The following is a 20,928-nucleotide window of genomic DNA, read 5'->3' on the forward strand; positions in this document are numbered from 1 at the left end:
CGATGGATCAGCCGCGCCACCGAAACATGTCATCCAGCGAGAGGAACGCACAGACATGGTCACCATCGACGAGACCGCCCCCGTCATCGTCCGCCTGAGCACCGAGATCGACGCCCCGCTCGCGACGGTGTGGGAGCTGCACACCGACATCGCGTCCTGGCCCACCTGGAACACGGACATCGACGAGGCTGAGGTCAGCGGCCCGCTGATGCCCGGCAACTCCTTCAGCTGGCGGACCCACGGCCTGGAGATCACCTCCACCGTGCGCGAACTGGTCCCCGGCGAGCGAATCGTGTGGGGCGGCCCCGCCGCCGGCATCACCGGCATCCATGTATGGACGTTCGAGCAGGACGGCGGCCATGTCACCGTCCGCACCGAGGAGTCCTGGAGCGGCGCCCCGGTCGAAGCCGCGGCCGACCACCTCGGCAAGGCCCTCCACGACTCCCTGGACAGCTGGCTCTCCCACCTCAAGTCCCGTGCCGAACAAGCTGCCTGACCAAAAAGCTCACATCCACAGAAAGAGGTTCCTGCCATGACTGCTGCGAAGCCCTACCTGACCGGCCACTACACCCCCGTCGCCGACGAGGTAACCGCCACCGGACTCACCGTGGAGGGCACATTGCCCCAGGAGCTGGACGGCCGGCTGATCCGCAACGGCCACAACCCCAAGCCCGGTGTCACCCCGACCCACTGGTTCAAGGGCAGCGGCATGGTCCACGGCATCCGCCTCCGTGAGGGCCGCGCCGAGTGGTACCGCAACCGCTGGGTGCACACCCCCGCCCTCGACGGCGCGCCCTACATGACCGAGCGCGGCCCCGACCTGACCGCCAGCGCAGCCGGCACCCACGTCATCGAGCACGCCGGACGGCTGCTCGCCCTGTGCGAGGCGAACGTCCCCTTCGAACTCACCCCGGATCTGGAGACCGTCGGCGCGTACGACTTCGACGGCACGCTGCGCAGCGCGATGACCGCGCACCCCAAGGAGGACCCGGTCACCGGGGAGTTGCACTTCTTCGGCTCCTCGCCCTTCCCGCCGTTCCTGACGTACTACGTCGCCGACGCCAAGGGCGGGATCGTCCACAGCGCCGAGATCCCGGGAGCGACGTCCTCCCTCAAGCACGACTTCGCCCTGACCCGCCGCCATGTGGTCTTCATCGAGGGCAATGTCACCTTCGACCCGGCCGAGCACTCCGGCATCCCCTACAGCTGGAGCGACGCCCAGCCCGCCCGCATAGGCATCATGGCCCGCGGCACCGACGGCGCCCCGCAGGTCCGCTGGTTCTCCATCGAGCCCGGCAACCTGCTGCACGTCGCCAACGCCTACGAGGACGGCCAGGGCCGGATCGTCCTGGAAGGCCCGACCGTGGACCGGGAGGGCTTCCAGCTCTCCTGGAATTGGTGGGTCGGCGCCCCCGGGCGCGGCTCCGAGCCTGTCGCCCGCTCCTACACCCGCCGCTGGGTGGTCGACATGGCGGCCGGTTCCGTCGACGAACAGATCATCGACGACCTCACGGTGGAGTTCCCGACCCTCAACGAGGACTATCTGGGCTCTGAGAACCGCTATCAGTACGCCGTCTCCTTCCCCGACGAGAAGGGTTACGGCGCCTACGGCATCGTCAAGTACGACCGCACCACCGGCGCCCGCCGCATCCACCAGGTCGGCGACGCCCGCATGCCCGGCGAAGCCGTGTTCGTCCCCGCCGCCGGAGCCACCCGCGAGGACGACGGCTACCTCCTCACCGTGACGTCGGACCTCAAGCAGGACGCCTCCCAGCTCCTCGTCTTCGACGCCTCCGGCCTCGACCGGATCGCCACCGTCCACCTGCCCCAACGGGTAAGCGCCGGCCTCCACGGCTCCTGGATCCCCGACACCGCCCTGGAGGCCACCCAGGGCTGAGTGACAGCGAAGACGCACCTCAGCTCCACCGTCAGCGTGTGACCGGAGCACCCCCGAACAACGCCTCGAACCCCCACAGGCCGAGGCACACGACCAAGGAAGTCGACATGACAAGAATCCGGAAAAGCGCCCGTTGGATAGCCGCCCTCTCCGCGCTCGCAGTCACCATCATCGCCGTACCGGCGCTCGCGCAGACCGAGGACGCCGACCGCCGAACCCCCGCCAAGGGCATCGACTGGCACGCCTGCGCCGACACCGACTTCAAGCACATGCAGTGCGGATCGATTCAGGTACCCGTGGACTGGTCCCAGCCCCACGCAGGCAGCACCACCCTCGCCCTGGTGCGCCGCCCGGCGGATGACCGGGCCCACCGCCGGGGCACCCTGCTCCTCAACGACGGGGCCGGCGGCTCCTCCATCGAGCAGCTGCGACTGGCGATGCACATCGGCATGCCGAACTTCGCCGGCGCCATGACCCGGAACTTCGACCTGGTCGCGGTGGACCCGCGCGGAGTGGGGCACAGCACGCCGATCCTTTGCGGCGAACCGCTCAAGCCCGCCGGAGTCAGCCACTTCCCGCAGGGCCGGGCCGCGTTCAACGCGCTCGTGGCCCACAACCGGGCCTTCGCCGAAGACTGCCTGCGCCGCAACGGCCGACTCACCGCCCACGTCGACCAGACCAGCACCGCGCGGGACTTCGAGGCGGTCCGGATCGGGCTGGGCGAACGGCAGCTGAACTGGTACGGCATCCACTACAGCACGCTTCTCGGACGGACCTACGCCAAGCTCTATCCCGGCAGACTGCGCACCATGGTCCTCGACACCGCCCTGGACGACACCGGCTCGCCTCTGTCGCGGGTCACCCAGGAGGCGGCCACCGCCGAGAAGGCCTTCAACCGCTTCACCGCCTGGTGCGCCACGTCGAACGACTGCGCCCTGCACGGCAAGGACGCCGCAGCCGAGTACGACGCCCTCGTCGCCCGTGCCGACAGCGATCCGATCCCGACGGGGGGCACGGCCCACCAGCCGCTGACCGGTGAGGACATCCGCGAGGCCACCCAGGACTACCTGACCCTGTCCGGTCTGACCTGGCCGGAGCTGGCGAAGGCCATCGTCAAGGCCAAGGGCGGCGACGCGACGGACTTCACCCACGACCCGGACAACACCCTCGACCCGGTCCAGGTACAGGTGCCCGCCTGCCTCGACAACGCCCGCCCGGTGCGCACCCTCGCCCAGCTCACCCGGCTGCAAAGGGAACTCGCCCGCGTGTCCCCGCACCTCGGCGGCGCCGTGCGCTCCTACAAGGCCATCGCGGGCTGCCTCGGCTGGCCCATCCCGGCCAAGCCCGTCAAGGCCGGCGCGCGGGTCCACGGCGCACCGCCCGCACTGATCCTCCAGTCCACCCACCAGGCCCTCGCCCCGTACCGCGCGGGCGCGGCCATGGCCGCCCAACTGCCCGGCAGCGTCGTACTCGGCCACGAAGGCGACGACTACAGCATGTTCCTGGTCTCCAAGTGCGTCCAGGAGGCCACCAACCGCTACCTGACCACCCGCGTGCTGCCCGCTCCTGGCACCACCTGCACCGACTGAGAAGCATCGCCTTGCCGAAGGTGACCGTCGGCCGCGCGCCCGACCTCACCCAGGTCTTCGGAGCCCTCTGAGCGGTGACCTCACCGCTCAGAGGGCAGCGAGCGCTCGTGGGCGACCTGCCGGGACCGCCCCCACCTGGCAGCTCAGCAACCGCCTCACCCGCTGACCCGATTCACAGACTGCGGCGCGGTTCGTGGCGTCGCCGATCGATCGCGGTCAGCTCCTGAGGCCGTCGAATATTCCCGTGCCGTACCACCGGTGGACGGGCAGACTCGCCCCATGGCGGACATGAGGGCGTTCCAGGATGCGGTCACCAGCTGGGCGACGGGCGGTCCCGACGGGCCGGCGCGCGATCTGGCGGAAAGCCTTGGGGTGCGGACCACGGTGCTCCTGGAAGGGCTGAGCGATCTCGCGGCCGTCGAGGCGCTGGCCGCCCGGCGTGGCCGGGACCTGGCCGCCGAGGGAGTGTGCGTCGTGCCGATGGGTGGGGCGATGAGCGTCGGCCGCTATGCCGGTCTCCTCGGACCGCCCGGCCTCGGTCTGCGCCTGACAGGACTGTGCGACGAGGGCGAACAGGACTTCTACGAGCGCGGCCTGACGCGGGCACAGGCCCCGCTCCAGGACATCTACGTATGCACCGCGGATCTGGAGGATGAACTCGTCCGGGCGCTCGGCATGGCACGAGTCGAGGAGATCCTCCGCGCCGAGGGCGACTTCCGCGCCTGGCAGACCTTCCAGCGCCAGCCCGCACAGCACGGCCGGCCCCGGCATCAGCAGGTGCGGCGCTTCCTGGGTACAAAGAAGGGCCGCAAGATCCGCTATGGCCGTCTTCTTGTCGAGGCCCTCGTACCGGACCGGACACCGCCACCGCTCGACTGCCTCCTCGCGAGCCTGTGAGGTCGTGGACGGATTGCTGTTTCGAGCATGCTCGACAGCGGACGAGCGCGGGGCTTTCGGCCTGGGCCGAGCGCGACAGCAACTGAAGGTCTCGCAACGGATACGGGTCACCCTGCTTGGTGAACTCCGCCCGCACGTTCCATCCGGTTGGTCAGCTGCCGCACCCGGAGACCACGCGGCACGTCGAGTCCGGGGGCGCGCACCTGCTCGCATTGAGGCGGCGTGCGCCTCGTGACAGCACCTCTGCCATGGGCGTGGATTGTTCACGCCGGAGTTCATCAGAAAGAGCTGGCCCGACCTGGGGGTCGATTCGCGCCCGGTCCCGCGGCCGAGTGGATCGACCGGGTGGGCGACCTGAGGGTGGTCGACACCCAAGAACTGGTCTGCCGCGCCGTCCCGCAGCCGAAATCACAAGGCTGACCGGCCCAACGACCCGGGACCAGTGGACTATGGACCAACGGCCAACATCCAGCGACGATGCCAGTGACGCATGAGCCATGCCGGACAGCACGGGTCCGCACCTGCCGTCCGAGTGACTGGGGACGTGATCGTGATGATGTTCTGGTTCGACCACGACGTCAGCGGCTGGGGCTGGTTCGCCATGGCAGCCAGCATGATCCTGTTCTGGGTGCTGATCATCATCGCTGTCGTTCTTCTCTTCCGCGCCCTGGGCCAGACTCCCGAGCACACCCACGGCCCGAGCGTGCCGTCACCGGAGCAGGTGCTTGCCGAGCGGTTCGCACGTGGCGAGATCGACGACGAGGAGTACCGCCGACGCCTCGCCACGCTGCACGCCTCCGGTCCACCCACCAAGCCTTGACCCTCAGGCCGCAGCCCGCTTGGCAGGGCCGATCGGGCGGGCCGAGGTCCGAACGGCTCTCCATTCGTTCCCGGTCGGCCCTATCGGTCGTACGGCTCGTGACGGACGCTCATGACAGAGAACCGCGGACCGCTGCGAAAGGTCGGTCATGACACATCTGCGAACTGTCGGTGACGTGATGACCCACGCGGTGATCGCAGTTGGTCCCGATGCGCCGATCAAGGAAATGGTCGAGAGCATGCGGCAGTGGCGGATCAGCGCCCTGCCCGTTCTCATGGGCGACGGTCGCGTCGCGGGTGTGGTCTCCGAGGCCGATCTGCTGGTGAAGGCGCAGGGGGACGACAGGTCAGGGGCGGCGACGGCACGCCAGCTGATGACCGCTCCGGCAATGACGGTGTCGGCCGACGCGACGGTCGCCGGAGCCGCCCGGCTGATGGCGCGTGGTCATCTCAAGCGGCTCCCCGTCGTCGACGGCGCGGGTCATCTCGTGGGTGTCGTCAGCCGTGGCGATCTGCTGAAGATCTATCTCCGTCCCGACGCCGACATCGCGGAGGAGGTACGAAGCGAGCTGGTCGCGCAGCTGGTCCCGGTCGGCTCAGGAACGGTACACGTGCATGTCGAGGACGGGCTCGTCACTCTGTCCGGCACGGTCTCCGATACCTCACTTCCGGACGTGCTCGCCCGGGCCGCGCGGGCAGTGCCGGGCGTCGTGAACGTGGTGGCAGATATCGATGTGGATATGCCGGTGCCCTGAGCGGAGCGCGGGCCTGTTCGGATCGGCGCGAGCGGGCCGAAGGAGGTCCCTACCATGACTGGAACCGTCACTGCGCGCCTGGACGGCATCGCCGCGGCCCATTGGGCGGCACGTGAGGCCGCGTTGCGCCGAGACCGCCTGCACCTCGTCCATGCGGACGACTGGCCCACGACGGCGGTGGTCCGCCTGGTCAGCCCGGATGAGCAGCGCCGATAGGCCGACACCCTCCTGAGCCGCACCTCCGACGAACTGCGAAAGCGCCATCCGGGCCTGGAGATCACCACAAGCCGGCTGTCCGGGCGGCCCGCGGCCTCCCTGCCCGCCGAGGCTTCGAAGGCGGAGATGCTGGTGATCGGCTCGCGCCGGCTGACGGGTGTGCCGGGCTCTCTCATCGGTTCCATCACCATGGCAACGATCCGTGCCCCGAACGGCCCGTGGTACTCGTCAGGGCCGCCCCTTCGAAGGGCAAGGGGGAGACAGGTCCGCGCACCGGCGACGAACCGGTCGAGGGCACGGGCCCGTACCGGGACGTGGTGGTCGGCGTGGACATCGATCAGTCCTGCGACGGGCTCCTTGCCTTCGCCTTCGACGAGGCCGCACAGCGCGCGTGCACACTGCAGGTCGTCCACGCCTGGAGCCTGCCTCTCGGCTTCAGCTACGCGCCGGCCATCGATCCGAGAGATCCAATCGGACCTGCAACGGCGGGTGGCCCGGACACTCAGCGACCGGCTGCTTCCCTGGCGAGAGAAGTACCCGTCGGTGAACGTCGTCGAGATAGCCCATGCGGTGATGCACCACGCCGACGCACCCGCGCCGTCGTCGCCCATCACTGACGGTGCGTGGCGGCACTCGTCGGCGCCCGGGCGCCCTCAAGCCCGCGCTACGGTGCGAGGTCCCGACGCGCGAGCAGTACGAACGCCGCGGCCAGTCCGGCCAGACCGGCACCTGCCAGGACACCGAACGCGACCCACGGGACCGTGCCGTCGGCCAGCGCATCACCCGGTGTGTAGTAGTGGAACGGGCTGACGAAGCGCAAGGGCGCCGCCCTGGACCAGGCCAGCGCGACGAAGTTCACGGCGAATCCCACGGATCCGACGGCTATCGTCGCCCCGACCACCTGACCTCTCCTTCGACCCACGGCCGAGACGGCGAGCGCAAAACCGGTCAGTCAGAGTGCAAAGCCGCAGCCGAGCAGCCCTGCGGAGAAGACACCGGTGATCGGCACCTCGCGGTGCAAGCGCGGTGAGAGCAGAACTCCGACGGCCATGGTGCCCGTGGCCGCCGCGTTGAGCAGCACGGAGGCGATGGCGAGGGCGGCCGTCCGCTCGGCCAGCAGGCGTGCCCGGGAGACGGGCCGGACCATCAGAAGTTCGATCGTCCCGGACTCCACGTCGGCAGCCACCGCGGCGGCTGCGAGCGATCCGATCACCGTGAGCTGCATGGCAATCCAGAAAGGGTGGACCAGTCCGGCGCCCAGCAGTCCGGGATAACTGGCGATCGACACATCGCCGGTGGAACCGCTGAAGGCCTTGAACGCGCCCGGCGGCGTTCGTCCCTGCCCGCCGAAAAGCTGGGTGGGCGGAATTGTGTTGGCGATCACCACGATGAGGGTTTCGAAGACCACCATCCCGAAGGCCAGCGCCGCCAGCATCCGACGGCGCCGGTGCAGCGCCAGCCACAACAACGCAAAGCGGCTCCTCACGTCTGGTCCTCGGCATCAGGATGCCGGTAGAAGTCGAGGAAGGCTTCGTCCAGGCCCGCCTCCTCGACCGTCAGGTCTCCGACCGGCAGTGTGAGCAGGTCGCGAAGAGCATCCACCAACTGATCGGGCGGTACGAGCAGCTCGACCTGTTCGCCCTCCCACTTCGGCGCCCACTGTTCGGCTGCACCGAGCGGGCGCCGTCCCTGGCCGTCGGTGAAGGTGAGCCGGACCTTTCTGGCGCGGGCCTCGCGCAGGGCCGCCACTCTGCGTACGGTCACCAGACGCCCGTCCCGGACAATCGCCACCCGCTCGCAAGTGCGCTGCACCTCGGGCAGCACATGGCTGGAGAGCAAAACGGTGCGTCCAGCCGCCACGGCCTCCGACAGCAGTTCGAAGAACGTCTCCTGGACCAACGGGTCCAGGCCTTCGGTCGGCTCGTCGAGCACCACCAGCTCGGGGTCGTGCTGCAACGCCTGCACGAGTCCCAGCTTCTGCTTCATCCCGCGCGAGTACTCCAGAACTCTGCGCCCGAGAACCGCGTCGGACAACGAGAGCCGCTCGCACAGTTCCGCGCAGCGCGGCACCGGCGCCCCCTGCAGGTCGGCCAGCAGTTCTAGCGTCTGCCTGCCTGTCAACTCCGGGTACAGCCGCAGCTCACCGGGCAGATAACCAAGTGCCGGCGTCAGCCGGAGGTGGTCGGCAACGGGATCCAGGCCCAGCACACGGACCCGCCCGGACGTCGGCCGCAAGAGCCCGACCAGGCAGCGGATGGTCGTCGTCTTGCCCGCCCCATTGGGGCCGAGAAATCCGAACACCTCGCCCCTGTTCACGGTGATGTCCAGCCGCTCGACGCCGATGGTCTTCCCGTACCGTTTCGTCAGGGCATTGAGTTCGATCGCCGGTGTCGCGCGCTGCACCGTCCCGCCTCCCTCTTGTCGGCGAAGGCGCCGTTCGCCCGTCCCCCTGCCGAGCAGGACGCAGGCAACGTGACTCAGGCGGCCTCGGTCGGGTCCACTCCTGCCTTGCTGTCCGGCCGGACGATGACCACCGGACACGTCGCGTGCAGAGCACATTGCTGGCTCACAGAGCCGAGGAGAGCACGGACGAATCCACCCCGGCCCCGGCTTCCCACCACCAGAACCTCAGCCCCCTCCGCCGCGGCCAGCAACACCTCCGTCGGATTACCCCGCACGAAACGCTCCCGCACCTCCACGGACGGCGCGTCCCCAACTACACTTCGCAGCTCTTCGACGAACCCGGAATGTGCGACCTCCTCGTCGAGGTCGGCGTCCACCGCCGGAGCCGACCAGCCGCGCATCCCCGGAAGCTCCCACGCACACACCGCCTCCACGACGCCCCCGATGAGACCGGCGTGCCTCATCGCCCACCGCAGAGCCGACTGCGACGACGGCGAACCATCGACACCCACCACAACCCGGCCCGCCGATGCTTTGTTCTCCATGCCCTGTCGCCTCTCTCGCCGTGCCCCCGTAGTCCACGCTGCCGTCCCTCAGCGAAGCCCGCCACGCGAGCCCTCCCCGTCACGGGGTACAAAGCTCCCTGGCAATCCCGTCCGCCCAGGTGTCAATGGCCGACCAGTCGCGGTGGTCGCCATACCTGAGGCCCATCAGCCGGAAGATCACTCGCCCGGTGATGGGCAGCTGGCTGGGCTTGATGACACCCGACAGAAGCCGATGGGTCCGGTAGGGGATGTGATCGGGGATGTCGTCGATGATGACCGTTTCCTCCTTGCCGGCCAAGCGCCTCCACGGGCCGCGCATCGCGCCAGGCATCCCCACGCTGAAAATCCACACGGGGCGGACCTGGAACAGATCGCTGTTGCGGTGCACGAAGTCCTTCGCCGCCTCCAGCCATGCCTGCCCATGGACCGCGCTGCCGAGTACGAACGCCTCGTAGGCGTCCTCGTCCCCGACCTCGCTCATGGGCCGCACATCGGCCTTCAGGCCCGCCTCGCCGAGGCGTGCCCCGATTCGCTCCGCGATCTCCCGTGTGGAGCCGTGTGCGGTGGCGTATCCCACCAGGACGTTCATGGCTTCGCCTCTCTGTTGTCGCAGCGCGCGGCGCGGCGGTGATCGTCAAGACCGTGCGGCTGACCGTCAACCGCTGTCGCGTTGGACCGTTCGAGCGACCAGGAACTCCCGGGCATCGGCGAGGGTGGTGAGTTCGGGGTAGTCATCCTCATCGACGTCTCCGTTTCCTTCGCCACCATCCTGGTGCCCCGAGCAGCGGCGGGATGAGGGCCACACGGTCCACATCTGGGGACGGCAGGCCCTGACGTCGGTCCGCAGGCAGGCAGCCGTGATGGGCCCGAGGCGCTACGAGCCCGGGCCATCCCAGCCGTGTCGAGGCGGTCGCGACCGGGCGCCGACAGAGCGGGATCGGTAGACGATGTACGGCCGGAACAGATAGCCGATCGGCGCAGTGAAGGCGTGTACGAGCCGGGTGAACGGCCAGATGGCGAAGAGCAGCATGCCGATGAGCGTGTGCAGTTGGAAGGACGGCGGCGCGGCGGCCATGGCGTCGATATCGGGCTGCAGCGTGAAGACGGAACGGAACCAGGGCGAGACGGTCGCGCGGTAGTTGTGCTCATCGCCGATGACGCCCGCGCCCAGCAGAGTGGTCGCAAGTCCGGCGACGATGGCCGCGACCAGGACGACGTACATGCGACGTAGTGCTCGGCGAGGTCGCGTGGCGACGTGTCCGCGAGATGTTCGAGGAAGCGGGTCAGCGCGGATCGCGCCGCGCCGGAGGGCAGCGGGGTCACGGCTCCGGTGACCAGGGGGACACGGTCCCGGACGTCCTGGTCGGGATGGCGGAGCAGGACCGAGGCTGCTTGACAGACCACTGCGGCGTGGCGTTCGGCGATCACGGTTTCTCCTCCGGCTGCGGGCGCTCGGGCGGGGACATGCCCTCGGGCCGCCCCCTGCCGTCCCAGTTCAGCAGGTTGATCCGAGCGCCATGACGCTGTGGGTCGGCGATACCGCCGGTGGTCTGACGTTCCTTGAGCGCGTGGAAGGTCTCCACGGAGACGGGTACGGGCCGGCCCGAGGCTTCGCCGAACGGCCCACTGTCGTACATCCCGGGGCCGCCTTCGAAATCGAGGCTGCAGCCGGTCTCTTCGAGCTGCCGTCCTTCTGCCTCGTACGCGGTGGGGATCACGTAGCGGTCGTGGTACTTGGCGATGGCGAGCAGCCGGTAGAGCGAAGTGACTTCCCGACCGGTCATACCGGCTGCCGCGGCAGTCCGTTCATCAGGTGGGTCACCGAGGTTGACGGCCCGCATGTACGATCGCATGGCCGAGAGCCGCTGCAGCGCCTGGCGCACAGGCTCCGTGTCCCCGGCGGTGAACAGTTCGGCGAGGTACTCCATCGGGATCCGCAGCGTGTCGATGGCGCCGAAGAGGTTGTCCGCGTCCTCGCCGTCGTGACCGGTGTCGGTCAGCGCATCGACGATCGGCGACAGCGGTGGCACGTACCAGACCATCGGCATCGTGCGGAACTCCGGATGGAGCGGAAGCGCCACCCGGTATTCCTTGGCCAGGGCGCAGACGGGGGAGCGGCGCGCGGACTCCAACCAGTCGTCGGGGATGCCGTCCTGGCGTGCCGCCGCGATCACCTGCGGGTCGGACGGATCGAGGAAAAGATCCAATTGCGCCTGGTAGAGGTCCTTCTCGTCGGCGACCGGTGCGGCGGCGCCGACCCGGTCGGCGTCGTAGAGGACGAGGCCGATGTAGCGCAGGCGCCCCACGCAGGTTTCTGAGCACACTGTAGGGAGGCCGACTTCCACACGTGGATAGCAGAACGGCGGCAGGTAGAACATGTACGCCTGCTCGTACTCGAAGCGCACCTTCTCCTCTGCCTGGCGGCGGATGCGTTCGACGATGGGGTCGCCGTCGCACACCTCGGCCCCGCCGCCGAGGCTGTCGTCCCAGTTCGCGCTCCACTCGATGCGCATCGGCTCGCCGGAGATGAGCGACTTGGGTTGCGCGACCGGGAAGTCGTCGCCCAGCGGCGCGGTGGTGAGCTTCTCGTAGTCGTAGGTCCAGGGTTCGTAGTAGTCACGGATGTTGGGCAGCACCGGGTTGGCGAAGATGGTGAGCAGCTTGCGCAGGCGCCCGCCGGCCTTGAGCCTGAGACGCCCGCTGCGGGTGCGGACCCAGCCAGGAAGTGCATCCGGCCGGTGAGGGTGTGCCAGGGCTTGAGTTCCTCGACGTTGGTGGTGAACGCGGCGTAGCGCCGACCGCCGGTCTCGCTGCCGGACCACTCGGGGCTGGTGATCACGGGGACGGGCTGGGCCTGGGTGTCAGCGAAGGTGATGCGCCGCTCCTCGCTGCCTTCGGCGAGATGAGCGAGCGGCCGCCCGACCCGCTGCTCCGCGGTGCGGAAGCCCTGTACGGCGAGTCGGCCGTTGGTGGAGCCGGACAGGGCGGTGAACGCCGCGGTGGCGCCGGCGGTGGCCGCCAGCAGCGCGTATCCCCAGCCAGACCCGGAAAGCGTCGGACGCGTAGCCCGCACTGTGCTGCCGGATGTCGAGGACGGGGCGGCCCAGGATGCGGTCGGCGGTGAGCAGTTCGATCACCTGCCGGGCCCGCCCTCGGCCTCCAAGGAGCTCATTTCCAAGTGGCCTGCCGGCCGCTCGTATCCGATCTTCAGGGCCTGCCAGGCGAGTTCGGCGACGTCCTGACCGGGAGCCGTGACGAACATGATCTGGGTGTCGTCACGGCGAACTGATCGAACTCGCTTCGATGTTGATGTCCCTCGCGGAGTCCGTGGTGATCGATGCCTCGTGGACGGCTGGTGTGCGACGGGATGCCGCTGCCGAGGCCGCACGACACTGCGGTGCCGACCTGGTGCCCTTGCGCTGCGAGGTGCCGCACGAGGTGGCGGATCACCGGCTCAGCGTCCACCCCGCCCGGTCCCTCCGACGCCGGCCCTGCCATCGCCGAAGCCATGGCTGCGACAGCCGACCCGTGGCCGGACTCCGTCACAGTGGACACCAGCGGGTCGCTGGAGACCGCCGTACAGCAGGCGTTGGCCGTGATACACCCGGAAGACACCGGCCGCGCCAGGCTCTCCGTCGCTCGTACTTGGGGCCGACTGAATCGTCCTTGACGGACCCACGAGGGCCCCCGTCGGCCTCGGGCTGCCTGTGTAGCGCGATGGGGCCGTTCGGCCCTAGCCCGGAGCGGGAGGGCCGGAGAAGATGCAGGCGTTTGCGCTTCCCATAGGTACGGAGTGGTAATGCCGCACAGCCCTGCCGAGGCCGATGCCCAGCTTCCGGTCCGGATTTTCCTCCTCGACGACCACGAGGTGGTGCGGCGGGGAGTGCACGACCTGCTCGATGTCGAGCCCGGCCTGGAGGTGGTCGGCGAGGCAAGCACTGCTGAGCAGGCCCTGGCTCGGGTCCCCGCACTCCGCCCGGACGTGGCCGTGCTGGATGTGCGGCTGCCCGACGGGGACGGTGTCACCGTCTGCCGCGAGCTGCGCTCGCGCGTCCCCGGCCTGGTGTGCCTCATGCTGACCTCGTTCGACGACGAAGAAGCCCTGCTGGACGCGATCATGGCCGGTGCGGCCGGCTACGTCCTAAAGCAAATCAGCGGCACCGACCTGGTCAAGGCCGTCCGCACCGTGGCCACCGGGCAATCGCTGCTCGACCCGGAGACTACCGGTCGCCTGATGGCCCGGCTGCGCCATGGTGCCGCGGAGGAGCAACGGCCTGACGAGTTGTCACAGCTGACCGACCGAGAGCGCGAGATCCTGGCTCTGATCGGCGAGGGACTCACGAACCGGGAGATCGGGCAGAGGCTCTATCTCGCCGAGAAGACGGTGAAGAACCACATCTCGCGGATGCTCAGCAAGCTGGGCGTGGCGCGCAGGGTCCAGGCGGCGGTCATCGCCGCCCAGGTGCTGGGCGAGCAGGCGCAGACGGGCAACACCGCCGACGCGGGCCGCACCCGGCCGTGACACTGCCCCGCCGAGAGTCCCTCTCGCGGAGGAACAACGGACCTGCCGCGGGGCCCATCGGCCCCTGACGCGGTGGCCGACCGCGGGCGAGGATACGGACCATGAACGCGAACCTCGACCTCCTGAGCAGGCAGCAAGCCCTGCACCTGCTCGCGGGCATGACCACCGGCCGGGTGGTCTACACCGCCCATGCGTTGCCTGCGGTGCTGCCTGTGCGCTGCAGTCTCGCCGAGGACGGAAGCCTCCTTCTGGACGCTCACGCGCCGGCCGATCTGCTGCGCGCCGCCGAGAGCGGGGTGATCGCTTTCGAGACCGGCGAGATCGACCAACTCGACGGCAAAGGCTGGAGCGTCACGGTCCTGGGCCACGCGAGGGTGATCACCCGCATGGAAGGGCTGATGCCCGCGAGAGGTCCGGCCGCACCCTCAGACGTCGAGCCCGCCGGGCGGACAGTCATCCGGCTCCATCCTGAACTGGTGACCGGCCGAAGTATCGGAGTGTCCCCCAGGTCGGGCTAAAGGGAGTGTCTTCAAAGTAGCGTCGTCCGCCCGAAGGGCGGGCCGGGCAGACGGGACTTCGAAGACACGACCTGGCGGGCGGTCGGGCTCATCGCTCAGCTCTGGGCGGTCGGGCCCCGGTCAATGGTGCCGTCCAGCCCAGGAGGGTGCCACCGCCGTGCGGGGCGGTCACGGTGAACGTGCCGCCTGCCTTTTCGGCCCGTGCTGCGAGGTTGACCAGGCCACTGCGCCGCCCGCCATCGGGGATGCCGACGCCGTTGTCGTTCACCTCAAGGACGACCTCAGGGCCGGTGGCTCGCAAAGACACCTCCACCCGGGTGGCCCGGGCGTGCCGGGCGGCGTTGCTCAGCGCCTCGCCGAGGACCGCAACGACATCTTCGGCGAGACCGTGCGGCACGTCGGTGTCGAGCAGGCCCTCCATGATCAAGCGGGGTGCGAAGCCAAGTGTCCCGTGTGCCTGGCCGACAGCCTCGGACACCCGGGCACGCAAGCTGTGCCCGGTCTCTTCGCGGACCCGTAGGCCGAAGATGGTCGACCGGATGATCCTTATGGTTTCGTCGAGGTCGTCCACCGCACGGACGACCCTCTCCGCGGGGGCCTCTTGCTGGATCATGCGGGCCGCACTCTGCAAGGTCATGCCGGTGGCGAAAATCCGCTGGATGGCCAGGTCGTGCAGATCCCGGGCGATCCGGTCGCGGTCCTCCAGCAGCGCCAACTGCTCTGCGTCAGTGCGGCGTACGGCCAGTTCCAGAGCCAGGGCAGCCTGGTCTGCGAAGCCGAGCAGCGGCCCGATCTCCTGGTCCGTAAAGGCCTGACCGCCGGCGGAACGGGCGAGCAGCAGCACGCCGCGACTGCTGCCGGAGGCGTCGCCGAGCGGCACCGCAACCGCCGGACCCAGCCCGTCGAACCTGCGCGGACCGGTGTCAAAACGGGCGTCATCGGCCAGATCCGCGCACGCCACCGGCGAGCCCTCGGTGAAGGCCGCGCCCGACAGCGTGCCCTGGACCGGAACAACCAGACCGAGCCGGGCGGGCGCGTCCTCGCCGAGCGCGACCTCGACGGTGAGCCGACCTTCGGACGACGGTACGGACACGTCGGCCAGCGACGCCCCGGCGATCTCCTTCGCCCGCTCGGCGATGAGCGTCAGAGCCTGCTCCCTCGGCGAGCCCGACAGTAGGCTCCTGGTGATCTCTGCGCTGGCCCGCAGCCATTTGTGCTGGCGTTGCGCCTCGTCGTACAGGCGGGCGTTGTCGATCGCCACCCCCGCGGCCACGGCGAGGGTGGACAGGACGGTCTCGTCCTCGGCGTCGAAGTCCAGGCCGCCGCGTTTGTCGCACAGATACAGGTTGCCGAAGACCTCTTCACGCACCCGGATGGGCACCCCGACAAAACTGCGCATCGGCGGATGGTTCTGGGGAAAGCCATGCGAGGAAGGGTGCGCGGACAGGTCACTCTGCCGCAGCGGCTGGGGGCGGTGGATCAGCTCGCCGAGAACGCCCTTCCCGGTCGGATAGGAGCCGATCGCCGCGATCTCCTCCTCGCTGATACCCACGGTGAGGAAGTGCGAGAGCGTCTCGCCGTCAGGGCCGATCACCCCGAGCGCCGCATACTGAGCGTCGACGAGGGTCGCGGCTGCTCCCACGATCTGGTGCAGCGCCTGGGTGAGGTCGAGGGTCCTGCCCACCGACAGCACCGACTCCAGCAACGAATGCACACGGTCGCGCGTGCCGCGCACAGCCTCGATGCGCGCCTGCAGCTCATCCAGCAACTCGTCCAGGTGCAGCTGCGGCATCCGTGCCGCCGTCCCGTCCCCGCCCATCTGCGCGTCCTCCAGGCCCCCCGCACCAACCCCGTCACTGGAGACGATACTGTCCGCGGTCAAACGGGCGGGAGAACTCCCGTTGAGGTGGGGCGGGTGCTGGAGCACCGGACGCGCCGGGTCACTCGTGCGACACGACCGCCACGGGTGCGATGGCGTGGTGCAGCACGGCATGGGCGACAGGTCCCAGGTGGGCGCCGGCCGCGGCACGGCGCCTGCGACGCCCGATGACCACGAGTGAGGCATCGGTCGAGGCATCGGCGAGGTGATCGGCTGCCCGGCCCACCACGCACTGCTCCTCGACCCGGACACCGGGGAACTTGCTCCGCCAGGGCCCCAGCACGTCGGTGAGCGCAGCCGATTCGCGCGTGGCCAGTTCGGAGTTGTGGACCGGGTCGATGGCGGCCGGGTCGTAGCCGAAGACGGGCGGCAGGCTCCAGCCGTGCACGATGCGCAGGTCGGCTCCTCGCGCGGCGGCGGCGCCGAATGCGTATTCGATCACCTCTTCGCACGGCCGGGCGATGTCCAGGCCGAGCACCACATCGCGATACGCGTGCCGCTGCTGCCCGCTCCCGCCGGGGGTGGGCAGGTGCTCGTCCTCGGCCCGCTCGCCCGCCCGTACGAGGACGACCGGCCGCTCGGCATGGGCGAGCACAGACATCGACACGGACCCGATGAGGAAGCCGGTCAAGGTGCTCAGGCCCCGGGAGCCCAGCACCAGCACCTCGGCCTCCTTCGCGGCGGCTTGAAGGACCTCGACGGGCCGTCCGGCTGCCTGTTCGGTGCTGATCTCCAGGCCGGGGTGGCGCTCGCGCAGCCCCTCGGACACCTCACGCGGGATGCGCTCGGCCCAGTACTTGGGCGAGCACGCAACCGGCGCGGCGATGGTCCCGATCAGCGGCGCAGAGCCGTAGTCGGGCGCCCAGTCCTCCAGGGCGTGCAGAAGTTTCAACGGCAGCCCGCGCAGCCGCGCCTCGCGGGCGGCCCACTCGGCGGCGGCCAGCGACTCGGCGGAACCGTCCAGTCCAGCGATGACAGTACGAGACATGAGCTACTTCCTCCGAGTGGAGTAGGGGTGGCGCAGCCGGCACCCGGAAGTTGGTTCCACTTTCCCCCTGTGGGCGGGTCCTCGTCCCGGGCCCAGGAGGCCACACAGTTGGGGCCGAACGGCCTCGCCTCACTGGCTGGTTGGGCTTGGGCTGGACAACAGGAGGCGTCGGCCGACCTCGTCCCGGCACGCGGCGCGGTCGCACCGGGGGCTGGCCGTCCGGGCATCAGATGCCGATGGGTCCAGGCGTGCAGAATGCGCAGCCCCGCGCCGCGGCGTTCCGCCTCGGCGAAGGCATACGACTTACCCGTACCCTGCGGGCTAGTTGATTGACCTTCTCATTTCCCACACCACCCACGTATGCGGTGTGCACTGGAGTGGTGCGCTCGGCCGATCAAGCACGAGTCGCACCCTGCGGCCAGACGACCCGCACCGGCACCCCGGTCCGCTCGGCGTAGTTCACCACGTCGGCGGTGCCGCCGTAGCCGCGTGCGGGCTGGCCGTCCCATACGGCAAGGAGGACATCCGCCAGGCCGACCAGGATTTCACTGCCTGCCATGTGGGCGTTGGAGTCGGACTCCGTCAGCCCGGTCTCATGGACCTGGGCGGCCTGGTGCATGAGGTCGTCGTACACCGCGTGATGCCACTCGGGCAGGGACTCCCGGTACTTCTCGGCGGGAACGACGACTTCGAGAGCGCCACCGTGGTGCAGTACAGCCTGCGCGAACCAGGCGTCGGGCCCATCAGCGATGCACGAGATCCCGACGAGGTCGGCGGCGGGATAGCCGCTCACGGCCTCCCTGATCGCCTGCTTCACGCGCTCCTCGACCTCCGTAGACAGACCGCGATGCCCGGTGATTCCAACCCTCATTCCGTCTCCTCTCGCCTTCACAGGTACACGCCGTGCAACCGGTCGTCGAATGTCCGCACCACCTTGGGCGGCGTACTGCTGGTGTACGCACGCCGGAAGACCCGGGCCCGCTCGACGACCCGCCCGGACCGGTAGCGGAGCCCGGATTCGACCGCCTGTGTCGCGAGGACGTAGGCCGCCTCCAGTCGTCCAGCGGCCTGGTGCCCTGCCGCGAGGTCGAGTTGCAGCAGCGCGTGCTGCTTGGCGTGCGCTGACGGCATCGCGGTCGCCTCTCCGTCGTGCCTGCCAAACACCCACGTCGGCAGGCCGAGGCGCGCACCGCACGTCACCCGGCAGGCAGCAATCTTGGTCTCGTTGAAGGTGAAGACCCACGGCCACGGTGGCTGCTCCTCCGCCGTGATGAGTGCCGCTGCCTTCCTGCTGCGCACCAGGGCCTGATCCGTCGACCGCTCATCCCCGGCTGCCGCATGCGCGAGGGCTTCCACCGTGCAGAGCCATGCGTCAGCGACGGCCGGAGCGGTCGTACCGAGTTGCCGTCGAGCGGACCGCGTCAGGTTCAGCCCCTGAGCAGCGTTGCCGGCATCTGCCTCCATCTGAGCCAGACTGCCGATCTGGTACGCGGCGAGCAGCCGGTTCCCCGAGCGACGAGCCGCCTTGATGGCCGATCCGTACCAGGTGCGGGCCGAACCGTGGTCGCCCATGTCCCAGCTCAACCACCCGGCCAGACTCGCAGCCTCGCTGCCCACGGCCGCGAGCCTGACGCGCTGGTCTTCGTCCGGTGCCTCCGCTGCAACGGCTTGGACCAGCCGCAGATGGGCGAAGACCACCTCGGACAGCTGCCGTGACGGGGTCGATCCGTCCATGCGCCGGAACGCTGTCGTGGCAAGTCTGAGCGTGGCGGCCTGGCCGGCCTCCTGGCGCTCGGGTATCGGAATGGCTGCAAGGGCGGGCGTCGCTGCTGCTGCAACGGCTCCTGCCAGAAATTCTCGGCGTTCCACTGGGTCTCTTCCATCTGCGGCTGATGCCGCCGTTCCGTCGGCAAGGCCGACGAGACGAGGGGGAAGACCCAGGTAGGCGGCGGCGCTCGCCAGAATGCTCATGTTGTACGAGCCCGCTGCCCGGCCTTCGAGCCGTGAGACTGCGGACTGAGTAAGGCCGCACGCCTGGCCTAACTGGCGCTGCGTGAGGCCACGTTCCCTACGGGCAAGCTGAATGACGCGCCCGTAGTCGCTCTCGCGTGACGCGTCCCGGATGGCCTGCTTGGACCAGTTCATCGACTCACCTCTCCGGACGGTAGGTCCCCGGCCGCGCCACTTCGCATCCGAATGCGCTTGGTGCATGCGCGTATGCGCTGCGCGCATCAAGTGTGGCCCAGAACACAGCGATCACGCTTTGGTCTTGGCGGTACGAGACGCGAGACCACGAGGTGGTGACCATGGCTGGGACGAGAGCAGACGGGTCGGAAAGCGGGACTCCTGCCGTGCTGGAGATCGGCACGCTGGCTGTCGACACTCGGCGGAACAAGGTCGGTCGGGTGATGGGGCATGTCGGGCCGAGGGTCCAGCTGCGCCCCTTAGAAGGTGGCCGCGAGTGGGACGTAGAGCCGCAGAACATCCGCGCGGCGAGTGCAGATGAGGCACTGAGCGCGCGGGTGGCTGAAACCAACAGGCGTAGCCAGAGCCGGGGGTTCTGATGGTTCCGCACACGATCATCACGGCCGCCGAGTGGACGCTGAGCGCCGAGTCGGCCGAGGGTGCACCTCAGGCGATCTTCTCGGCGACCTGTGTCACCTGCGGCGCTGAGGCACAGCCCACGGACGGCGAGCGGTTGCCGGTGGAGGTATGGACGCTCAAGCACACGGGTCTGCATCCGACGCATCGTCAGTTTAGCGCGATGACGGAGTGCTTCTGGCGGGTGGACCCGGCGCCCGGCAACCCCTACCAGGAGTCAGAGAGCCGGGGTGCTCGGCCGTGAGGCAGCGATTAGCCATGGTGCTGATGATCGTGCTTGTAGTGGCGATAGTCGTCCCGCTGGCGATCTACAGCGACCCGAGCCGTCCATGAGCATCGATCCCGTGAGCACAGCCACGCCGGAGCGGGGGTCGCAGCCGCGTCGCGAGCATCCTTCAAGCCACAAGACACTACTTCCATACAACCTTGACCAGACACTCAATTCGACGAAGTCCCTGACGTGCTCCCACCGCTCAGCTGCCCAGAAATGAGGCTTGTAAGAGCCGAGGGTGCGGCAGAAGGCGTACCTGCCGTACCAGTCGGCATCTGCTGCCGAAGGCCAGATCCACCCTCCTCGTCGAGGCCGCCTCGCGGCACGACTGGAGGCAGACGCCACACCGTCAGCCCCCGCTCTCATACTGCGTCCCTGGAGCCCGGCAGACGCTGCCAACCTGGTTGAGCTGTATCGGGATGACGCCCTGCGCCGCTGGACGAGCTGAGCCGTGAACGACGAGGCGAGCGCGGCACCGTGGATTCAGGACCAGCAACAGGGATGGGAGACGGGAAACCGCTTTGGATTCGCCATCGTGGAATCCCAAACTGCGGGCATTGAGGGACAGTTGACAGGTAAGGTAATCCTCAAGAAAGTCACCCCGGGCGCTTCGTCCGCCGAGGTCGGCTAATGGAGCGCGGCGCATGCGCGCGGCCGGGGAGTGGCACCCCGGGCACTGCAGGTGCTGACGGACTGGGCCGTCACCGCCTTCCCCGGTGACGGACTGACGCGCCTTGACCTCCTGCACCAAGTGGACAACACAGCCTCATGCCACGTCGCGCAGAAGGTACGAACTAACCACGCTCCTGCCCGCGGCACCGCCCACCTACCCTCTTGCCGGTCACGTGCACGTACGGGCGCGCGTCTGACCCAGCCGGGTACCGACCCTCGCACTGCTGCTGAGGACTCCCCCTGGCAGCCAGTCACCTCAGGAACCCGTTCTGGAGCAGCTCTACACCGAAGCCAGTCGAATCCGCGAGAGCGAGCTTGGTAGGCCCATGACCTGCACCTAAGCACCATTCAACTTG

The 20,928-nt window shown here is 69.0% G+C and carries 23 protein-coding genes and 5 pseudogenes; 14 read left to right on the forward strand and 14 right to left on the reverse strand.

Features of this window, described 5'->3' with window-relative positions; genetic code table 11:
• Positions 1 to 55 precede the first annotated feature (55 nt).
• From OG741_RS04415 to OG741_RS04450, 8 genes and pseudogenes are all read left to right on the forward strand, one after another.
• Positions 56 to 496, forward strand: a complete 441-nt coding sequence (locus tag OG741_RS04415) for an SRPBCC family protein (protein WP_405595329.1) — start codon at positions 56 to 58, stop codon at positions 494 to 496.
• 36 nt (positions 497 to 532) lie between these two features.
• The gene (locus OG741_RS04420; protein ID WP_405595330.1) at positions 533 to 1,897 is read left to right on the forward strand and encodes a carotenoid oxygenase family protein; all 1,365 of its coding nucleotides are present in this window, start codon (positions 533 to 535) and stop codon (positions 1,895 to 1,897) included.
• A gap of 107 nt (positions 1,898 to 2,004) precedes the next feature.
• Entirely contained in the window at positions 2,005 to 3,486 is a 1,482-nt protein-coding gene (locus OG741_RS04425; protein ID WP_405595331.1) for an alpha/beta fold hydrolase, read from the forward strand.
• 279 nt (positions 3,487 to 3,765) lie between these two features.
• Positions 3,766 to 4,383: a TOPRIM nucleotidyl transferase/hydrolase domain-containing protein gene (locus tag OG741_RS04430; RefSeq protein ID WP_405595332.1), complete on the forward strand. Its 618-nt coding sequence runs from the start codon at positions 3,766 to 3,768 to the stop codon at positions 4,381 to 4,383.
• A 553-nt stretch (positions 4,384 to 4,936) separates the two neighbouring features.
• A complete protein-coding gene (locus OG741_RS04435) occupies positions 4,937 to 5,203 on the forward strand; it encodes an SHOCT domain-containing protein (protein WP_405605381.1) in 267 nt (88 codons plus the stop codon).
• 148 nt (positions 5,204 to 5,351) lie between these two features.
• Entirely contained in the window at positions 5,352 to 5,957 is a 606-nt protein-coding gene (locus tag OG741_RS04440) for a CBS domain-containing protein (protein WP_405595333.1), read from the forward strand.
• A gap of 54 nt (positions 5,958 to 6,011) precedes the next feature.
• Complete coding sequence (locus tag OG741_RS04445; RefSeq protein WP_405595335.1) at positions 6,012 to 6,173, forward strand: hypothetical protein; 162 nt, start codon at positions 6,012 to 6,014, stop codon at positions 6,171 to 6,173.
• Positions 6,174 to 6,206: 33 nt separating this feature from the next.
• Positions 6,207 to 6,365: pseudogene (locus tag OG741_RS04450) on the forward strand (universal stress protein); the annotation flags it as partial.
• A 472-nt stretch (positions 6,366 to 6,837) separates the two neighbouring features.
• Here OG741_RS04450 and OG741_RS04455 read toward each other — a convergent pair.
• The 5 genes from OG741_RS04455 to OG741_RS04475 form a co-directional block, all read right to left on the reverse strand.
• The gene (locus OG741_RS04455) at positions 6,838 to 7,074 is read right to left on the reverse strand and encodes a hypothetical protein (RefSeq protein WP_405595338.1); all 237 of its coding nucleotides are present in this window, start codon (positions 7,072 to 7,074) and stop codon (positions 6,838 to 6,840) included.
• A gap of 51 nt (positions 7,075 to 7,125) precedes the next feature.
• The gene (locus tag OG741_RS04460; protein WP_405595339.1) at positions 7,126 to 7,659 is read right to left on the reverse strand and encodes an ABC transporter permease subunit; all 534 of its coding nucleotides are present in this window, start codon (positions 7,657 to 7,659) and stop codon (positions 7,126 to 7,128) included.
• Positions 7,656 to 8,576 carry an ABC transporter ATP-binding protein gene (locus tag OG741_RS04465; RefSeq protein ID WP_405595341.1) on the reverse strand — a complete coding sequence of 307 codons (921 nt, stop codon included), beginning with the start codon at positions 8,574 to 8,576 and terminating at the stop codon, positions 7,656 to 7,658. The genes OG741_RS04460 and OG741_RS04465 overlap by 4 nt, the downstream gene beginning before the upstream one ends.
• 74 nt (positions 8,577 to 8,650) lie before the next feature.
• A complete protein-coding gene (locus OG741_RS04470; RefSeq protein ID WP_405595344.1) occupies positions 8,651 to 9,121 on the reverse strand; it encodes a universal stress protein in 471 nt (156 codons plus the stop codon).
• A gap of 79 nt (positions 9,122 to 9,200) precedes the next feature.
• Positions 9,201 to 9,710, reverse strand: a complete 510-nt coding sequence (locus tag OG741_RS04475) for a flavodoxin domain-containing protein (RefSeq protein ID WP_405595346.1) — start codon at positions 9,708 to 9,710, stop codon at positions 9,201 to 9,203.
• An 81-nt stretch (positions 9,711 to 9,791) separates the two neighbouring features.
• On the opposite strand from OG741_RS04475, the gene OG741_RS04480 reads away from it, so the two are divergent.
• Positions 9,792 to 9,917, forward strand: coding sequence for a hypothetical protein (locus OG741_RS04480; RefSeq protein ID WP_405595348.1), 126 nt, complete (start codon positions 9,792 to 9,794; stop codon positions 9,915 to 9,917).
• 78 nt (positions 9,918 to 9,995) lie between these two features.
• Here the strand turns inward: OG741_RS04480 and OG741_RS04485 are convergent, their stop codons facing one another.
• The 4 genes and pseudogenes from OG741_RS04485 to OG741_RS04500 form a co-directional block, all read right to left on the reverse strand.
• Positions 9,996 to 10,343 (reverse strand): respiratory nitrate reductase subunit gamma, encoded by a 348-nt coding sequence (locus tag OG741_RS04485; RefSeq protein ID WP_405595350.1) that lies wholly within the window; start codon positions 10,341 to 10,343, stop codon positions 9,996 to 9,998.
• Positions 10,344 to 10,545: 202 nt separating this feature from the next.
• Positions 10,546 to 11,841: pseudogene (gene narY / locus OG741_RS04490) on the reverse strand (nitrate reductase subunit beta); the annotation flags it as partial.
• 2 nt (positions 11,842 to 11,843) lie between these two features.
• A pseudogene (locus tag OG741_RS04495) lies at positions 11,844 to 12,110 on the reverse strand (nitrate reductase subunit alpha); the annotation flags it as partial.
• Between the two features lie 144 nt (positions 12,111 to 12,254).
• On the reverse strand, positions 12,255 to 12,383 hold the full coding sequence (locus OG741_RS04500; RefSeq protein WP_405595353.1) for a hypothetical protein: 129 nt from the start codon (positions 12,381 to 12,383) through the stop codon (positions 12,255 to 12,257).
• 537 nt (positions 12,384 to 12,920) lie between these two features.
• Between OG741_RS04500 and OG741_RS04505 the strand changes: the two genes are divergently transcribed.
• A complete protein-coding gene (locus OG741_RS04505; protein ID WP_405595356.1) occupies positions 12,921 to 13,643 on the forward strand; it encodes a response regulator in 723 nt (240 codons plus the stop codon).
• Positions 13,644 to 13,744: 101 nt separating this feature from the next.
• Entirely contained in the window at positions 13,745 to 14,161 is a 417-nt protein-coding gene (locus OG741_RS04510; RefSeq protein WP_405595358.1) for a pyridoxamine 5'-phosphate oxidase family protein, read from the forward strand.
• Between the two features lie 88 nt (positions 14,162 to 14,249).
• Here the strand turns inward: OG741_RS04510 and OG741_RS04515 are convergent, their stop codons facing one another.
• The 5 genes and pseudogenes from OG741_RS04515 to OG741_RS04535 all read right to left on the reverse strand — a co-directional run.
• A complete protein-coding gene (locus OG741_RS04515) occupies positions 14,250 to 15,980 on the reverse strand; it encodes a GAF domain-containing protein (protein WP_405605383.1) in 1,731 nt (576 codons plus the stop codon).
• Positions 15,981 to 16,101: 121 nt separating this feature from the next.
• Positions 16,102 to 17,028 (reverse strand): universal stress protein, encoded by a 927-nt coding sequence (locus OG741_RS04520; RefSeq protein ID WP_405595360.1) that lies wholly within the window; start codon positions 17,026 to 17,028, stop codon positions 16,102 to 16,104.
• 394 nt (positions 17,029 to 17,422) lie between these two features.
• The gene (locus tag OG741_RS04525; RefSeq protein ID WP_405595362.1) at positions 17,423 to 17,899 is read right to left on the reverse strand and encodes a hypothetical protein; all 477 of its coding nucleotides are present in this window, start codon (positions 17,897 to 17,899) and stop codon (positions 17,423 to 17,425) included.
• 17 nt (positions 17,900 to 17,916) lie between these two features.
• Positions 17,917 to 18,762, reverse strand: coding sequence for a DNA-binding protein (locus tag OG741_RS04530; protein WP_405605385.1), 846 nt, complete (start codon positions 18,760 to 18,762; stop codon positions 17,917 to 17,919).
• A 195-nt stretch (positions 18,763 to 18,957) separates the two neighbouring features.
• Positions 18,958 to 19,260 (reverse strand): annotated as a pseudogene (locus OG741_RS04535) (helix-turn-helix domain-containing protein); the annotation flags it as partial.
• 74 nt (positions 19,261 to 19,334) lie between these two features.
• Between OG741_RS04535 and OG741_RS04540 the strand changes: the two are divergent.
• The 3 genes and pseudogenes from OG741_RS04540 to OG741_RS04550 all read left to right on the forward strand — a co-directional run bounded on the left by OG741_RS04540 (position 19,335) and on the right by OG741_RS04550 (position 20,769).
• Positions 19,335 to 19,592, forward strand: coding sequence for a hypothetical protein (locus tag OG741_RS04540; protein WP_405595364.1), 258 nt, complete (start codon positions 19,335 to 19,337; stop codon positions 19,590 to 19,592).
• Complete coding sequence (locus OG741_RS04545) at positions 19,592 to 19,873, forward strand: hypothetical protein (protein WP_405595366.1); 282 nt, start codon at positions 19,592 to 19,594, stop codon at positions 19,871 to 19,873. Before OG741_RS04540 ends, OG741_RS04545 begins: the two co-directional genes overlap by 1 nt.
• A 355-nt stretch (positions 19,874 to 20,228) precedes the next feature.
• Positions 20,229 to 20,769: pseudogene (locus tag OG741_RS04550) on the forward strand (GNAT family N-acetyltransferase).
• Positions 20,770 to 20,928: the final 159 nt, after the last annotated feature.

The organism is Streptomyces sp. NBC_01410, from assembly GCF_045040195.1.
Classification (GTDB): Bacteria; Actinomycetota; Actinomycetes; order Streptomycetales; family Streptomycetaceae; genus Streptomyces.

Bases quoted from the DNA above. Each gene is read 5' to 3' on its own strand.
- OG741_RS04415 (WP_405595329.1), top strand. From the start codon at position 56: ATGGTCACCATCGACGAGACCGCCCCCGTCATCGTCCGCCTGAGCACC.
- OG741_RS04420 (WP_405595330.1), top strand. From the start codon at position 533: ATGACTGCTGCGAAGCCCTACCTGACCGGCCACTACACCCCCGTCGCC.
- OG741_RS04425 (WP_405595331.1), top strand. From the start codon at position 2,005: ATGACAAGAATCCGGAAAAGCGCCCGTTGGATAGCCGCCCTCTCCGCG.
- OG741_RS04430 (WP_405595332.1), top strand. From the start codon at position 3,766: ATGGCGGACATGAGGGCGTTCCAGGATGCGGTCACCAGCTGGGCGACG.
- OG741_RS04435 (WP_405605381.1), top strand. From the start codon at position 4,937: ATGATGTTCTGGTTCGACCACGACGTCAGCGGCTGGGGCTGGTTCGCC.
- OG741_RS04440 (WP_405595333.1), top strand. From the start codon at position 5,352: ATGACACATCTGCGAACTGTCGGTGACGTGATGACCCACGCGGTGATC.
- OG741_RS04445 (WP_405595335.1), top strand. From the start codon at position 6,012: ATGACTGGAACCGTCACTGCGCGCCTGGACGGCATCGCCGCGGCCCAT.
- OG741_RS04470 (WP_405595344.1), bottom strand. From the start codon at position 9,121: ATGGAGAACAAAGCATCGGCGGGCCGGGTTGTGGTGGGTGTCGATGGT.
- OG741_RS04475 (WP_405595346.1), bottom strand. From the start codon at position 9,710: ATGAACGTCCTGGTGGGATACGCCACCGCACACGGCTCCACACGGGAG.
- OG741_RS04485 (WP_405595350.1), bottom strand. From the start codon at position 10,343: ATGTACGTCGTCCTGGTCGCGGCCATCGTCGCCGGACTTGCGACCACT.
- OG741_RS04500 (WP_405595353.1), bottom strand. From the start codon at position 12,383: ATGTTCGTCACGGCTCCCGGTCAGGACGTCGCCGAACTCGCCTGGCAG.
- OG741_RS04505 (WP_405595356.1), top strand. From the start codon at position 12,921: ATGCCGCACAGCCCTGCCGAGGCCGATGCCCAGCTTCCGGTCCGGATT.
- OG741_RS04510 (WP_405595358.1), top strand. From the start codon at position 13,745: ATGAACGCGAACCTCGACCTCCTGAGCAGGCAGCAAGCCCTGCACCTG.
- OG741_RS04515 (WP_405605383.1), bottom strand. From the start codon at position 15,980: ATGGGCGGGGACGGGACGGCGGCACGGATGCCGCAGCTGCACCTGGAC.
- OG741_RS04520 (WP_405595360.1), bottom strand. From the start codon at position 17,028: ATGTCTCGTACTGTCATCGCTGGACTGGACGGTTCCGCCGAGTCGCTG.
- OG741_RS04525 (WP_405595362.1), bottom strand. From the start codon at position 17,899: ATGAGGGTTGGAATCACCGGGCATCGCGGTCTGTCTACGGAGGTCGAG.
- OG741_RS04530 (WP_405605385.1), bottom strand. From the start codon at position 18,762: ATGGACGGATCGACCCCGTCACGGCAGCTGTCCGAGGTGGTCTTCGCC.
- OG741_RS04540 (WP_405595364.1), top strand. From the start codon at position 19,335: ATGGCTGGGACGAGAGCAGACGGGTCGGAAAGCGGGACTCCTGCCGTG.
- OG741_RS04545 (WP_405595366.1), top strand. From the start codon at position 19,592: ATGGTTCCGCACACGATCATCACGGCCGCCGAGTGGACGCTGAGCGCC.